This window comes from Bacteriovorax sp. HI3 (assembly GCF_059738875.1).
On record NZ_AP026946.1, the window covers coordinates 1,023,232 to 1,037,595 of the forward strand.

Consider the following 14,364-nt stretch of genomic DNA (forward strand, 5'->3'; position numbering starts at 1 on the left):
TTTTTTTTAACTAGCTGGTATATCAAAAAAAGGCCATATTTCGGACTCATTCATTCATGTCGCATTTTATAATGTAGATATGAAAACACTAACAACATATGTAGCAACAATTCAGGAAAAAGAACTTTTCTTAAAGTTTGTTCTGCTTTCGACATTAGCTATTGGTGTTTATTCAAATGTTAGAAATGCCAAAAATGCGAAAGGTCTGGAGCCTGTCAAATTAGACAGTATCTACGATGATGAATTTGGGAATTTTGATAAGGTCTCTGTTCCTAATAAGCCTGTGGTCATTGCTAAAATGATGAAGACTTTAAAGCCTACAATGAGCAAGGCCCAAAAACATCAATTGTCGATGAAGATTCATACGGTCTTAAAAAAGTATACTATTCCACCGCAAATTGTTTTATCGATCATTGATACAGAAAGTAGTTTTAATCAAGATGCAGTTTCATCGAGCGGGGATTTATCTCTGGCACAGATTAATGTGGAAGTTTGGAACAAAGAATTTGAGCGCATGAAAAAACCATTAATTGATAGCGAGAGATTAAAAAGAGATGAAGTTTATGCCCTGGATACAATGGCCCAGATCCTGACTTTACTCAAAGAGCGCTATGAGAAAAACGACCGCAGATGGTATGCTCGCTACCACTCGAAAACTAAAAAATACAAAGGGCTTTATCTCACTAAACTCGAGCGTCGAATGAAGAAATTGGAGAAATCCAACATCGTTGGCTTTAAAAAGACCAGTAAACCACAACTTCTGGCCCTTCAATAGAGAGAAAGACGCTGGTCAAAAGAAACCTTTTGGGGCATACTCGGCCTCATGGATTTAAATGCACTAGACACCACTCTGTATGCTTCACAGCTAGAGGCGAAACGCCTTAAGCTCAAAGAGCTTTTTAAACCGTTTACATCAATGGAAGCAGAGGTCTTTGCATCTCCTGAGGCCCACTACCGCATGAGAGCGGAATTCCGCGTCTGGCATGAGGGAGAGGACATGTATTACTACATGTTCGATAAGGTTCAGGATCAAAAAATCAGAACAGATCAATACCTTCCAGTAAGCCTTTTAATCAACGATATGATGAAGGCCTTAATGGAAGAGCTAAAACCAAATCTTGCTTTAAGAAAAAAGCTATTTCAGGTTGATTTTCTCTCAACGTTGAGTGGAGAGATTTTGGTGAGTCTTCTTTATCACCGCCAACTTGATGATGCCTGGATCACAGAAGCAAAACTCCTAAAAGAAAGGCTTTCAGCAAAGTTTAAAGTGAACCTGGTCGGACGCGCCCGTAAACAGAAAATTGACCTAGACCGCGACTTCGTTCTTGAAGAACTCCCAGTTAATGACAAAAAACTGATTTATAAGCAAATTGAAAATAGCTTCACGCAACCTAATGCTCGAGTGGCCATTAAGATGCTGGAATGGGCGATTGACTGTACAAAAGAGAGTAAGGGAGATCTGTTGGAGCTTTATTGTGGCAATGGAAATTTCTCGATTGCTCTTGCTCCGAACTTTAGAAAAGTGCTGGCGACAGAGCTCGCAGGACCTTCAGTTGAAGCCGCTCAATATAATATCGAAGTCAATGGTGTGACTAATCTGCAAATTATCCGTATGTCTGCCGAAGACTTCAGCGATGCCATGGCCGGAAAACGAGAGTATCAGAGACTAAGAGGAATTAATCTTTCAGATTACGAGTGCAGTACTATTTTTGTCGATCCACCAAGAGCTGGATTAGATGCCAATACAGTGACACTGGTTCAAAAGTATGAACGCATTCTTTATATTTCATGTAACCCAAATACATTGATTGAAAATCTTGAAGTGCTTTCATCAACTCATTCAATTAAGCGCCTGGCCCTTTTTGATCAGTTTCCATACACCGACCATATGGAGTGTGGGGTATTGCTGGTAAAAAACAGCTAATTAAACCGCAGCTTCAATTTCCCCAATTAACTTATTGATGAATTGTTTTTTATCTATCGATGAACGCGAAATGATGTAGATGTTGTGCTTCCATAGTGAAGAAGCTCCAGTTGGAATTTTAATCAATCCTGAATTGATCTCGCGTTTGATATAGGGCAGAGGGATCAGGCACATGCCAATACCGTCAATCGCGGATTGGACAAGAGAGGCCAAAATGTCGCTTTCAAATAAGGGCGAGTATTTGATTTTGTTTTTTACAAAGAACTTGTTGGTTTCAATCCTCAGCTTAGTTTCTTCCGCCGGAAGGCTTAAGTGCCCTGAAGCCTTCTTTAAAATGGTCTCTGGTTTTTTCAGTGAAGAGAGCTTTAAGTCTTCAATTAATTCACTTTTACCTGCGAGGACAACGGGCATGGGAAAAGTTTTCAATGTTTTTAAGTCGATATCAGTCGTAGGCATATTAGTAAGAATAAAATCAAGTTTCTTAATTTTCAATTTTTGTATCAGTGTCTCATGATTTCCAGTGTCGAGTTTGATGCGAGGTCTGTTTTTTGCTGTAAATTTTTTCAGGACCTGGGCAATGATTTTTGTCGTAAAAGGGCGTGAGATTTCACCGCAGACACCAACAACAATCTGATTGCTATTTTGTGCTTCTTTTTTTACGTAATTTTCCAGCTCTTCATAAACTTCAAACATACGAGAGCAGATTTCAAAGATATTGATGCCATCATTGGTAAGTTCAAGGTATTTCCCTTTTTTTATAAAAAGAGTTTTATCAAGATTTAATTCCAATGTTTTTATTTGAGTGCTGAGCGATGGCTGGCTGGTGTTGAGGTGTTTTGCAGCGGCAGTAACACTTCTTAATTTAGCGACTGTATAAAAATAGTAGAGATGATTAAAGTTCTGCATAATGAAATTGTAGAGATTCATCCAATGTCTATCAATATTTCTTTTGCTGTTTTTCTGCTATTTGCCCTGATTTCAGTATCATCCATACTATTTTTGAATGGATGGCTCTTTATTTTATATTATTTAAATTTTTATATTTTGCTATGATGATACAGTAGCTAAAAATTCTTTGAGACTTCTAAGAACAAGTCTCTTTCTCATTGTCATTTTCTCCCAGGTTTCATGGGGCCGAAGGCCTTACGGTGTCGGCCCTTTGTATTTTCCAGGATTATTATGGAAAAAGATTATTCTGATCATTTATTGAAAGGCAAAACGATTGGCGACTTTATTCGAGAGGCACGATTAAGTCGGAATATGGATATCAATGAACTCTCATCGCACACGAAAATTCATAAAACACTGCTTTTAAAAATCGAAAATAATGAACTTCGAAGTCTGCCTAGTAAACCTTATGTCGTAGGTTTTTTAAGAAGCATTTCGAGTGCTCTGGACATATCTTTTCATGAGTCGTTAAGACTTATGGAGGAGACTCCTCATTTAACAGCAAATAAAAATAGAAAAAAATCGGTGAGTGGACATTTAATGATCCTCAGATCTCATCTGCCTTTGTTTTACCGCCGCAGAGAGTTTATATCCTGGAAATGGTTTTTCGCTTCACTTTTTCTTTTTGCTCTCATTTTATTTACTTTGCCAATGGTTATCGAGCAAAAGATGGCCGGCAAGTTAATCGAAGAAAATGGGCGCCATATTGCCAGTGAGCCAATGGATAAAAATACCAGACTAAAAAATCAGGACTCAGTGATATGAAGCGATCTTCTCTTTGTTTAATTGTCATTTTTCTTTTTTCTATTTCTTGCACCACAAAAGTTCCTGTCAAAACCTACCGCAATGATGTGTCGGCCCTTGCCTCTACTGACATTCATCTTCCAATACCTTCTCCTGATGATGACTACGAAGACCATGAAATGTTGATGGCCGCTGAGGACAGTGCAGAAGTTGAAGAAAACAACGAAGAGTTGTTTTTAGAAGGTGTGGCAATTCCCGAGTACTATGCTGAAAAAGAAGCTAAGACTTATGTCTTAAAGGATGCAGGCAAAAGAACACTGGATCAAAGTTTTTTTGATTTTCCGGTTGTTTATAATCAACAAGTCGAAAAGTGGGTGACCTATTTTACCACTAGAGGAAGAAAATATTTTGAGCTTTATATACAAAGAGCTGGCAGATACGCACCGGTTATTGGAAAAATCTTAGAAGAAAACGAGCTTCCCCGCGACCTGATTTTTTTGGCCATGGCCGAAAGTGGATTTAACAATCATGCACGTTCGCATGCCCGAGCCGTTGGGCCCTGGCAGTTTATGCCTGCTACGGGTAAGAGTTATAGTTTAAATCAAAACTGGTATGTGGATGAAAGACGCGATCCTATCAAGGCCACTAAAGCAGCTGCCCAGTACTTAAATAAACTCTACGATGATTTTGGTGACTGGGAAATTGCGACAGCTGCCTACAATGCAGGTGAGGGGAAATTAGGACGTGCTATCAAGAAATATAAAACAAATGATTTTTGGCGTTTAATTAAAGGAAAGTATTTAAAGAGTGAGACCAAAAACTATGTTCCCAAGATAATGGCCCTGGCGATTATTGGAAAAAATTTAAAGGCATTTGGCTTTAAAGATTTGGATTTTCACGCACCTCTAACGTATGAAGAGGTTCAAGTTTCACCAATGACGGATATCTACAAAGTTGCAGAAAATCTCCAGGTCGATCCAAATGAAATTAAGAGACTAAACCCAGAGCTTCTTAGATGGTTTACTCCACCAGACAAGAAAGACTATAAATTAAGAATCCCACTTAATTCACGTTTAACTATCACTGACTGCTGTCAGGCAACAGAATTTCAGACATTCAAAGTTCCAAAGAAGATGTCTTTGTCTCAAATTTCAAAAAAATTTAGGATAAAGCACTCTTATGTCCTGGCACATTTAAATCAAGTTCCTCATAATGCCAGTTTGAAAAAAGGTGATGTTTTGAGATTGCCGTTTCGTCCAGGCGAAAAGGTTGTCGCTTCTAACGTCTATTATATGGACTTATTCGAGAAGCCTCGAGCAAAGAAAAATAAAGTTCGCTACCACCTCGTCAAAAGAGGAGAGTCTCTTTATAGCATTGCTAAAAAACACAAGACTAGTGTCAAAAGAATCATCGCCTATAATTCCTCAGCAAGGGGAGGAATTATCTTTCCGGGGAAAAAGCTCGTCATCCGCTAAATTTTTATCTTTTGTATTCAACTGTAAAGCTCGATTTTGCCAGACAATCATGCTCGAGAAGACTCTTAATACTTCCAGGTGTTGAATTTGGGCTGAGGTGCACTTCCTTATTTTTTAGCGCGTAGACAGTGAAGACGTAGTGGTGAGGATTGTCTCCAGTTGGAGGGCAAGGTCCGCCATAATGCTTTTCACCGTAATCTGACTCAATCTCCACTGCTCCCGCCGGAAGTTTTTCTTCGTTAGAGGCCCCTTCTGCCAGAACTGTGACTTCTGGTGGTATGTTGACGACGGCCCAGTGCCACCATCCTCCGACTCGAGGTGCATCTGGATCAAAAACAGTTACGGCAAAACTCTTCGTTCCTTTCGGTGCATCCTTCCACTCAAGTGGTGGAGAGATGTTTTTTCCAGAGCATCCCATGCCATTAAAGACATAGTTATCTGGTACTGTTTGTCCTGGTTTAAGTGCGTTGGACCAAGCTGTAAAGGGCATAAAACCTCCTTGCCTCAAGAGTGTTTGTTAAAAATTAAGATGCAAATGAGGGGCCTTCTCCTTTAAACTTTTCGAATAGAAAACTTAAATGGAGAGGATTCATGAAGGCCATTATTCTCAGTTTATTAATGATTCAATCAGCTTTTCCTTGCACGATTTTTTCTCTATACCCAAATGAAGAGCATTGGGTGGGAAGAACTTTTGACTGGGCCTATGGACATGGTTTGGTGTACATCAATAAAAGAAACGTAACAAAAACAAGTGTGAGAATACTGCCAACAGACGTCTTAAGTACGTGGACCTCGAAATATGGAAGTGTGACATTCAATCAATTTGGAAGAGAGTTTCCAACAGGTGGAATGAACGAAAGAGGACTTATTGTAGAGGCCCTTGAATTAAAGTCTTCAGTATATCAACCCGTCGATACTAAAGCTTCTTTCAATGAACTCCAATTCATTCAGTTCGTGCTGGATAATTTTCAAACGATTAGTGAAATGAGAGGAGCATTAAAAGATCTTCGTCTGGCGCCTGTTGGTTCGCAATTGCATTACTTCACATGTGATATCAAAGAATGTATGACGATCGAATTTATTAATGGGAAAATTGAAACACGCCAGGGCAATACTCTTCCCATTTCTGGGTTGGCCAATAATACATATGATGAGTCAAAAAATTACGCAAAAGATTTTGTAACTTTTGGTGGAGAGAAACCAGTTGTTCAAGGATCAAAAGAATCACTCGATCGTTTTGTCCGCTCAAATTACAATGCTAAATCTATTAACGAGTACGATAATAAAATTCAAACTCTTTTTGCTTTTTTAGCAGACGTAGGGTCAGTGAATAATCGTTGGCAAATCATTTATAATCAAACTCAAAGGACGATTAATTTCCGAACGACGGCCAAGATTAAATTGCAGCGTATGATTGATGTTTCAGCATTAGATTTCAGCTGCCAGACGCCAGTTCAGTATTATGACCTTGATAGTGACAGTGAAGGTCCAATCAGGCATGAATTTAAGGATTTTGATTTTAATGTCAACCAATCAGTGATTAAGAAGTCGGTTGATATGCAAAAGCTTCCAGTAGCATTAACAATGAGACTTGCAGTTTATCCTAACGAAACCAAATGTAATGACTAAATCAAACTGCCCCCAATAGGGGGGCAGCTCATCTTCTTTTTCTTAATTTATCTATCTATCCATATCTTTGTCTTGTTGCCAGTTTTGCTGTGAAGATTGTCCAGCTTTGCCTGGTTGTTGCTGTTGTTGTGCTGGCTTTTGATTAACTTGTGAACCTTGCTGTGTTTTATTTGTGTTCACTTGTGATCCAGCTTGTTGTGGTCTTTGCTGACCTTGTTGACCAGCTTGTTGCTGAGCAGGTTGTTTTTGATTCTGATTGTTTTGAATTGCCATATAATACCTCTTGTTAAATGTTGGCATCAGTGCCTGCTGTATTAAAAGCAACCTCTGTGCCGATTTTAAGGGCATAAAATAAGAAGGCATGGGAACAAAGTGGACTAAGAATGGGGCAATTCGTTTCGGCATTGTGGTTGCAGCTTCTATTTTAAGCAACCATATCAAGGAGGATATATGCAATTTCAATCAGTCCATGGTGAACAGTCGACTAAAACACATATGAAAGAGTGCATTGATAATTGTCTAAATTGTTTTCGCGTATGCGAAGAAGCAGTTAGTAGAGCTATTGATTCATCTAATGTGAACACTGAGCATGTAAAATTACTTCAGGCCTGCTCTAGCATTTGTATGACATCTGCAGAATTTATGATGATTGAATCAAACTATCATTATGACACATGCGGATTATGTGCAAAAATTTGTAGGGCCTGTGCTAAGGAATGTGAAAATGGAAGTGAAGCCTGGATGCAAGAGTGTTATGAGGCTTGCACGAAATGCGCTTATTCATGCGAGGGAATGTCTAAAATGGGGCACTAAGAAGAGAGTCGGCTTAATTAAGCAACCGACTCTAGAAAACACTCAATATCCGTCGACTGTCTAAAACTTGGACACCCCAATGTATTCTTTATCCTCTCTCTCTGGGTGGTCTGCCCCTCATGTTATCCTTGGAAGGAATGTCTTAATAAATGAGGGTAGAATAATGAAAGCAGCGCTTTTCCTTATGTTTCTTTCTCTAACTGTGACATCGGCCTTTGCTCAATCCAAAAAGGACGTTTTGCCGGAGAATAATTTCTGCAGCCCCATTATTGACTCTAAAAGATACCTGACAAATGACTTTCATAGCAATTACCCGAGAAGGGTAAAATTTGAATGTACATATCAATGCAAGGCCAACGGGAAGATGCAAACGATCATGGCCGTCTCAGATGTAACAATTCACTCGATGGATGATGATGCAACTAACGTTGTTTGCCAGGGTGTAGTGGTTAAAAAAGTCTCATGGGGATACGACTTTGATAAAGTGGTTCCTTTTTATGCCTACATGACAAGTATGCCGGAAATAAAAGCATGGGCCTTTGATAATATCAGTTTAAATCCAAAGATTAATTCACTGGAAGTGGCCAACCTGCAAAAATTAAAACAAGACCTTTATCAGGTTGCTGCTTCTTTTATTATGGCCGGAAATAATGGCGGAGCTGCGACTGCTCATTTTATTGAAGCTGGCAAAAGGCTTTCGGCCATTGGCGATCAGTTGCCGGGAAAAACAACACTACTTGATGAGACAATCAAACAAATTGTAGTCAATCGTGGAGCTGGGAAGTTGGGCAATACTGCCGATTCTCTGGTTAACACTGTGATATCTTCAGCGGCGGGATGGAGAATTCCAAGTCATCAGTTTTAATTTTGACAGTCAATGAATCATTAGCGATCATTTTTGAGTGAAATACCTATTGATCGCTCTTTTATTAGCTTCGTGCGCCCGTGCACCAATCACTCGCATTGAAGAATCGATGCGCCCAGCTTCTTCCAGACCTGTATTCACTGACACTCTTTCTAAAGAAAGTTTTTTTATCGCTTTAAGAAAGCACATTGATGTCATGAAGACTTCGCGTTTAGTGATGCCGACAATGACCTTTGGAGAGATTAAAATTTCTAAAGAAAAGTATATTGCTTCACTGGAAGAGATTTTTAATCATCAAGATAATTGGCAAAGTTATATTTATGATAATTTTGATTTTATGGAAGTCTATGGGAAAGATGACTGGGGTGAGGTCATGGCCACTGGTTATTATGAACCTTTGGTGAAGGGCTCTAAGGCCAAAAATAAAATTCATTCGCAGGCCATGTACAGCACTCCTGTTGATATGATTACTGTTGATTTGAAAAAATTCGCTCACAAGTTTTCTAAGACTGAAAAACTTGGTGTGTTACAGGGGAGATTGGAAAATAACAATCTTGTTCCCTATTACGATAGAAAGAATATTGATGTCGATATGAAGCTTAAGGGACAAAAGCTTGAGCTTGCCTGGGTGGATCCAGTAGATTCTTTTTTCATTCAGATTCAAGGCTCTGGGGTTGTTGAATTTGAAGATGGAGAAAAGATTCGTGTGGGTTATGCGGCTCAAAATGGTCATCCTTATATCCCTATCGGAAAGTTTTTAACAGATGTCATCCCGCTTGAAAGTATGAGTATGCAAAAAATTAAGCAGCATCTTGATACACTTTCGGCAAAAGAAAAACAGGACATCTTAAACAAGAATCCAAGTTACGTGTTCTTTAAAAAACTCGATGGGCTTGCTTTAACTTATGCCGGAATGGAAGTAAGCGATGGCAGAACTATTGCCACTGATTTACATCTCTTTCCCAAAGGCGCAATGGCCTTCCTGGATGTAGAAGAACCAATTTTTGCCAGCACTAAAGACCTGGAACCGATTTCATGGTCACCAGCACCTCGTCTTGTTTTTGATCAGGATACTGGTGGCGCCATTCGTGGAGCGGGAAGAGTGGATCTGTTTTTTGGCCAGGGTGACGAAGCTTCTCACAAAGCAGGAGTCATGAAACAAAAGGGACGATTGTATTACCTCGTCCCTAAAGTCATTAATTAATTTCTTAGATAAAATTTTTCGGTGCTGTTAGGCTCACTCTTTCTGATAAAGAGCCTTTTTTCTGCATCAATTCCCAAAAGAACTTGAAAGACATCACTTAGGATTGCACGAGAAGAATAATACCCATGACCTAAACCTAGAGTCTGGTTATCGACAAGGCCTACATTGATTGTGTCCAGGTTTTCAGAGTAAGTACAAGCTCCCATACGGTCATTATTGTTGAATGTTTTTGAAGCAGTCATCGCTTTGTCATTGTACGAACAGTAAAGAGTAATGCGCTTACTTGTATCCTTGATATTATCAATTAAACGTAAGAACTCAGCAGCTTCAAAATCAGGAGCATTTAAAACAAGTTCATTGATAACGCTCTTATGCAAATCTTTTAAACCGGGAAGAACGACCTGATGACCCATTGAGTGCACAACCAGGTTTACTTTTAAATTACTATTTGCCAGTGAAGTCATTAAATTTCTAAAAGCTTGAATCGAAGCTTTTGCATTTTGATTATTGCTTTCATATGTTTTTGTAAGGAACTGTTCATCAAAGAATCCGTCTCCAGCTCCTGAAGGCCATGAAAAAAGAATGACCGGGCCTTGGTATTTTAAATCATAAGTGATTTGAGCTGCACGAAGGAGTGCTTCTTCGTACCGAACATTAAATCCATGAACGAAGACCAGTGGGTTTCTCTTGGTCTTTTTCATATAATCCATCACTGTCGTCTCAGAGAGAGATTTGGCGTTGAGGATTTTAAAGTAGTCATGAGAGGATTGGCGCCCGTCTTTGGTGAATGTTAATTCTCCCGTGCTGTGGTTTTTTGGGACATTAATTTTACAAATACCAAAACTAGTTACTTTATCTAAAGCAACGCCATAAGTATTGTTTGTGCATCCAAAGTTTCCGGTTTTTGATTTTCTGTTGGTGACAACAAAAACATCAATAGCGCGAGTGTCTGTGTAGTCTTCCTTAAAGTAATCGTCCCAAATTGGTTTTAAGTCTTCTTGAAATTTTTCATCGAGATTCACAATTTCAGGTGCTTCTTCTGTAACAGGAGTGGTGACTTGTGAAATGGCAGGAGTTTCTGGTTTAGAGGGAGCTACTGGCTCAGAGGAGCAGGCGCTTAAAAGAGCGATCAATGAGAAGATGAGAGCATTTCTTTTCACAGTGTTTTACTCGGATAAGGGTGACTAATAATATTGCTTCTAATTTAATCAAAACGGTAAACGACTGCAATGAAAGAATGGCATGTTTTATGCTTCTTATAGAGAAGGTCCTTAAATATTTTTGACCAAGGAGTCGTTTATGAAAAAAGATATGACAAATTATGACCGCGAGCATCTTCCAGCCTCTCGACGAGCAGGTTTCTTTTCACCATGGTCAAATGACTACTGGGAACCTAGTCGCTGGTTTGATAATTTCCTTAATTCAGATTTATCAGTTTTCCCGACAGACAATCGTTTTTTATCACCGGCCATTGATGTTGATGAAACTGCAGATGAGTTCCTGGTGAGTGCAGATTTGCCGGGGATTAAAAAAGAAGATATCTCCATTGATTGTTCGGGCAATCAACTGACTATTTCTGCGGAAAGAAAATACGATTCTGAAGACGGTCGTAAACAAGGAAGACGAGAACGATTTTTTGGAACCTATCGCCGAACTTTCACTCTGCCAACAGGAGTAGACTCCAACAAGATTGAAGCTGCTTATGAAGGAGGAGTACTGATTGTCCATATTCCAAAAGGTGAGCAGGTGAGAAGCAGACGAATTCAAATTAATGAGCCGACAAAGACCGATGTAAAGAAACATTAATAGAGGCCCCTTATGGGGCCTTTATTTTAAATAAGAATCGTGAATGGCATCAATAACGCCTTCTTTTTTTAATTGATTGAGAGTTCGGCTGAAATTCTCAGCGAGCTTTTTAGCCTTCTCTCCTTTGGCCTTGGAGAAGGCGACGTAGGAAGGAGTTTCTGAAATAACGTAAACCATTTCAAGCTCTTTAGCATATCCCATTTTTTTACTGAGATATTTAAAAGGCTCTTCAGAAGCTGCCGCCACATCCATACGGACTTTGCCTTCATGGCTTAGTTTATTGATTTGCATCTCTTCGTTGCGACTGAGATCAAGTGTGAGATTCTTTTTAAAATTATCAAACTGCTGGCCATAAGAATATTGATCGTTAATTCCAACAACGAGATTTTTTAAATCTTCCAAATTGCGCACATTGATGTTTCTCACCTTTCTGGCAAAGACTGCATTGCGAGTGTAGCTGACAGGCTCAAAAGGAAAATAAAGGAATTCCAGGCGATCCGGTGTCTTAAATGGAGGAAAAATCGCATCGGCCTTTCCATTTTTTGCCATTGTCACAGCACGTGGCCAGGGATATTGCTCAAAAACAGGATTAATTTTTAAACGTGCGCATACTGCTTTGATAATGTCGACGTATGTTCCACGCAGTTTTCCGTTCTCGCGGAAAATTTTTGGCGGTATTTCCTCAGGAGAAACAAATACGACTCTTTCTGCAAGGGCGAGCGAGGGAAGAAGCATAATGAATGTGCTGGCCACAAGGCAGAGAAAAAGTTTTTTCATAAATGTCGTTTATTCTAACGAATCAGGTGGAGCATTCCAAGTGAAGAATTCTTTAGGTATGCTAATCAATTTTCGGGCTTCCCAGCAGTGTCTTTTTTAACTTTTGGTACTCACCACTTTCGCGGGCCTGCGGGATTGTATTCCAGATCTTGTGAGTGAGATCTTTATTGTGTGCATAGAAGGTTTTTGTGAATAGTAGGTACTGATCCATTTCTTTAAAAGGCTGTGGCATCGCTGTGATACCTTTACCCAGAGCTGGTTTTTCATTGAGAGTTTTAATTGAAGGCATATGTTGTAAAACGGCGACATTGACGACTTTTTTTTGAAGGGCTTCAAGAAGTTCAGCTGCCGTTGAGCTCGTTGAATAAACAGGGTATCCGGCCTCCAGCAGGTCATTTCCCACACTATAGCCAAGTTGAACACCGACTTGATTGCTTCCTAGATTAACGAATTTTCCATCTTCCCAGCGGATCGCGCTGTCGTTTCTCACATAAACAATGTAACTATCAGAGTGAAGCTTTAAAGAAGTGTCTAATTGGCCGTTATTCTTGGTGGGGTAGACTCCCCATTTTGTGCGCTCACTAGTAAAGCTGGCCGCAATTAAGGCATCAACTTTTCCCGATTGAGCTTCCAGCATACAACGCTTCCATGGAAGTCTGACATACTTAAAACGAATGTTTAATTTCTTTTCAATATATATCATTTCGCTAAGTGCGAGCCCTTGTTTATCGCCGGTAATCCATGGGAAAACTACGACATCTTCGTAACAAAGCTTAATTGGCTCAGCATTAACGGCTGAAGAAAAGAAAAGAGAAATGAAAGTCAGAGAGAATAAATACGAGCGCATACCCATCCACAAATAAGAATTACCTTTTTATTCTAAAAAGCATGAAAATCAATGACAACTAAATTTATTATAAAAAATACTGTATTCCAGAGGGAAACATACTAAAATAAGGCCTTAGAGAGGATTAAACATGAAATGGAGCTTCATTCTGGCACTATTGCTTTTGTCAATGAAAGCGTCTGCAGAAGATGTTCTGCCCGTTTATGTTTTTGAGATCAGGCCACTCATTTACCAAGATGATAACAAAGAAGTTAAAGGAGAGTGGTTAGATGGCTTTGAAAAACTCTCAAAAGACTCCGGAATCAAGTTTCACTATCAGTTCGTCTCAATCCCACGCCTGGAAATTTTTCTCAGTGGAAAGAAACCAGGGTGCAATCTTACTTTGTTAAGAACTAAAGCACGAGAAAAAATGAACATTCAGTTTATTTATGACCATCCGGTAAAAACTATTTTTAAGGTTTATCAAAGAGGCAATGATATCAGAAGGTGGAACCTAAAAGATTTAAGCTACAACAAGAAAGTAAAAATTATTACTAATACTTCTGTTGCTATCGACATCTTGAAAGAAAAAAATATAGAAGCCGAGTTATTGTTCAATTTGAATTCAATAGTTCATATGCTTTTGATGAAAAGAGTTGACTTAGTTGTTGGATCTAACCTAGCAATCGAAAAGATGCCGGAGTTTCATGACAAGAAAGTCATTGTTGTCCAGGAAGTAAAAACACTGTCGCATGGGATCGGATGCTCCCAGGCGACAGCGAAAAATATACTTGATAAACTTCAAAAATCAGCAAGAAAATTACACTTAGTGTTTTAGTAACAAATTGTTGCCATGATGTCTCATTACTCTATGATAAATTTTCTTTTCGGCAATCGGAATGGCCAGTCCTGAAGAAGCTGAAATCAATACACCGAAGACGATTGAGTTCCATAAAAGAATGTGATCGTGTGAATAAAGCAGGAACCATGGTGAGAAAATTAACCAGGCCCCAAAAAAGAAAATCAGCCATTCAGGCCAAGGTTTTAATTGTCGAATTGAAATGATTGATAGGCTTGAAACGATCGCACCTATCATGAGGAAATTCCACGAAACAACGTTTACTGCTCCCGGGTTTGAATTAAAACCGGCCCCCATGGTAAAGGGGATGAGTAAAACCCATAAACCTAGTAAGAAATTGATCCAGTTTTCCCAATGAGCGTCTGTCATTAGATTTTTCATAAACACTCCTCCAGTGAGCTTAAATGGCCTACTGTTTTAGTTCGGACAAAGACACACGTCTATTGCCCTATCCAATGTAAATTGAGCATAAAATATGCCAAGAAATGTCATTC

17 protein-coding genes are annotated in these 14,364 nt (G+C 39.2%); 10 read left to right on the plus strand and 7 right to left on the minus strand.

The window, feature by feature from the left end:
• The first annotated feature begins 79 nt into the window (after window positions 1-79).
• Window positions 80-775 carry a transglycosylase SLT domain-containing protein gene (locus AC6JA8_RS05035; RefSeq protein ID WP_497976058.1) on the plus strand — a complete coding sequence of 232 codons (696 nt, stop codon included), beginning with the start codon at window positions 80-82 and terminating at the stop codon, window positions 773-775.
• A gap of 48 nt (window positions 776-823) precedes the next feature.
• The gene (gene trmA, locus AC6JA8_RS05040; protein WP_497976059.1) at window positions 824-1,924 is read left to right on the plus strand and encodes a tRNA (uridine(54)-C5)-methyltransferase TrmA; all 1,101 of its coding nucleotides are present in this window, start codon (window positions 824-826) and stop codon (window positions 1,922-1,924) included.
• On the opposite strand, the gene AC6JA8_RS05045 is transcribed toward trmA, so the two are convergent.
• Window positions 1,925-2,830, minus strand: coding sequence for a LysR family transcriptional regulator (locus tag AC6JA8_RS05045; RefSeq protein WP_497976060.1), 906 nt, complete (start codon window positions 2,828-2,830; stop codon window positions 1,925-1,927).
• Between the two features lie 273 nt (window positions 2,831-3,103).
• Between AC6JA8_RS05045 and AC6JA8_RS05050 the strand changes: the two genes are divergently transcribed.
• Together AC6JA8_RS05050 and AC6JA8_RS05055 are read left to right on the plus strand one after the other, a co-directional pair.
• A complete protein-coding gene (locus AC6JA8_RS05050) occupies window positions 3,104-3,637 on the plus strand; it encodes a helix-turn-helix domain-containing protein (protein WP_497976061.1) in 534 nt (177 codons plus the stop codon).
• Window positions 3,634-5,091: a lytic transglycosylase domain-containing protein gene (locus AC6JA8_RS05055; protein WP_497976062.1), complete on the plus strand. Its 1,458-nt coding sequence runs from the start codon at window positions 3,634-3,636 to the stop codon at window positions 5,089-5,091. Before AC6JA8_RS05050 ends, AC6JA8_RS05055 begins: the two co-directional genes overlap by 4 nt.
• A gap of 4 nt (window positions 5,092-5,095) precedes the next feature.
• Here the strand turns inward: AC6JA8_RS05055 and AC6JA8_RS05060 are convergent, their stop codons facing one another.
• Window positions 5,096-5,581, minus strand: coding sequence for a YbhB/YbcL family Raf kinase inhibitor-like protein (locus AC6JA8_RS05060; RefSeq protein WP_497976063.1), 486 nt, complete (start codon window positions 5,579-5,581; stop codon window positions 5,096-5,098).
• Window positions 5,582-5,682: 101 nt separating this feature from the next.
• Here AC6JA8_RS05060 and AC6JA8_RS05065 point away from each other — a divergent pair, with 101 nt between their 5' ends.
• Window positions 5,683-6,720 carry a linear amide C-N hydrolase gene (locus AC6JA8_RS05065; protein WP_497976064.1) on the plus strand — a complete coding sequence of 346 codons (1,038 nt, stop codon included), beginning with the start codon at window positions 5,683-5,685 and terminating at the stop codon, window positions 6,718-6,720.
• A 51-nt stretch (window positions 6,721-6,771) separates the two neighbouring features.
• Here the strand turns inward: AC6JA8_RS05065 and AC6JA8_RS05070 are convergent, their stop codons facing one another.
• Window positions 6,772-6,993 (minus strand): hypothetical protein, encoded by a 222-nt coding sequence (locus AC6JA8_RS05070; RefSeq protein ID WP_497976065.1) that lies wholly within the window; start codon window positions 6,991-6,993, stop codon window positions 6,772-6,774.
• A 222-nt stretch (window positions 6,994-7,215) separates the two neighbouring features.
• Between AC6JA8_RS05070 and AC6JA8_RS05075 the strand changes: the two genes are divergently transcribed.
• The 3 genes from AC6JA8_RS05075 (at window position 7,216) to mltA (ending at window position 9,602) form a co-directional block, all read left to right on the plus strand.
• On the plus strand, window positions 7,216-7,533 hold the full coding sequence (locus tag AC6JA8_RS05075; protein ID WP_497976873.1) for a four-helix bundle copper-binding protein: 318 nt from the start codon (window positions 7,216-7,218) through the stop codon (window positions 7,531-7,533).
• Window positions 7,534-7,696: 163 nt separating this feature from the next.
• A complete protein-coding gene (locus AC6JA8_RS05080) occupies window positions 7,697-8,398 on the plus strand; it encodes a hypothetical protein (protein WP_497976066.1) in 702 nt (233 codons plus the stop codon).
• 37 nt (window positions 8,399-8,435) lie between these two features.
• Complete coding sequence (mltA, locus tag AC6JA8_RS05085) at window positions 8,436-9,602, plus strand: murein transglycosylase A (protein ID WP_497976067.1); 1,167 nt, start codon at window positions 8,436-8,438, stop codon at window positions 9,600-9,602.
• Here the strand turns inward: mltA and AC6JA8_RS05090 are convergent.
• Window positions 9,599-10,762 carry an alpha/beta hydrolase gene (locus tag AC6JA8_RS05090; protein WP_497976068.1) on the minus strand — a complete coding sequence of 388 codons (1,164 nt, stop codon included), beginning with the start codon at window positions 10,760-10,762 and terminating at the stop codon, window positions 9,599-9,601. The two genes, mltA and AC6JA8_RS05090, sit on opposite strands and share 4 nt — an antisense overlap.
• Before the next feature lie 139 nt (window positions 10,763-10,901).
• On the opposite strand from AC6JA8_RS05090, the gene AC6JA8_RS05095 reads away from it, so the two are divergent.
• Entirely contained in the window at window positions 10,902-11,408 is a 507-nt protein-coding gene (locus tag AC6JA8_RS05095) for an Hsp20/alpha crystallin family protein (protein ID WP_497976069.1), read from the plus strand.
• A 21-nt stretch (window positions 11,409-11,429) separates the two neighbouring features.
• Here AC6JA8_RS05095 and AC6JA8_RS05100 read toward each other — a convergent pair whose 3' ends face one another.
• On the minus strand, window positions 11,430-12,185 hold the full coding sequence (locus AC6JA8_RS05100) for a substrate-binding periplasmic protein (RefSeq protein WP_497976070.1): 756 nt from the start codon (window positions 12,183-12,185) through the stop codon (window positions 11,430-11,432).
• 61 nt (window positions 12,186-12,246) lie between these two features.
• Window positions 12,247-13,032 (minus strand): substrate-binding periplasmic protein, encoded by a 786-nt coding sequence (locus AC6JA8_RS05105; RefSeq protein WP_497976071.1) that lies wholly within the window; start codon window positions 13,030-13,032, stop codon window positions 12,247-12,249.
• 130 nt (window positions 13,033-13,162) lie between these two features.
• Between AC6JA8_RS05105 and AC6JA8_RS05110 the strand changes: the two genes are divergently transcribed.
• Complete coding sequence (locus AC6JA8_RS05110) at window positions 13,163-13,849, plus strand: transporter substrate-binding domain-containing protein (protein WP_497976072.1); 687 nt, start codon at window positions 13,163-13,165, stop codon at window positions 13,847-13,849.
• Here the strand turns inward: AC6JA8_RS05110 and AC6JA8_RS05115 are convergent.
• On the minus strand, window positions 13,838-14,251 hold the full coding sequence (locus tag AC6JA8_RS05115) for an SPW repeat protein (RefSeq protein WP_497976073.1): 414 nt from the start codon (window positions 14,249-14,251) through the stop codon (window positions 13,838-13,840). The two genes, AC6JA8_RS05110 and AC6JA8_RS05115, sit on opposite strands and share 12 nt — an antisense overlap.
• Between the last annotated feature and the right edge of the window lie 113 nt (window positions 14,252-14,364).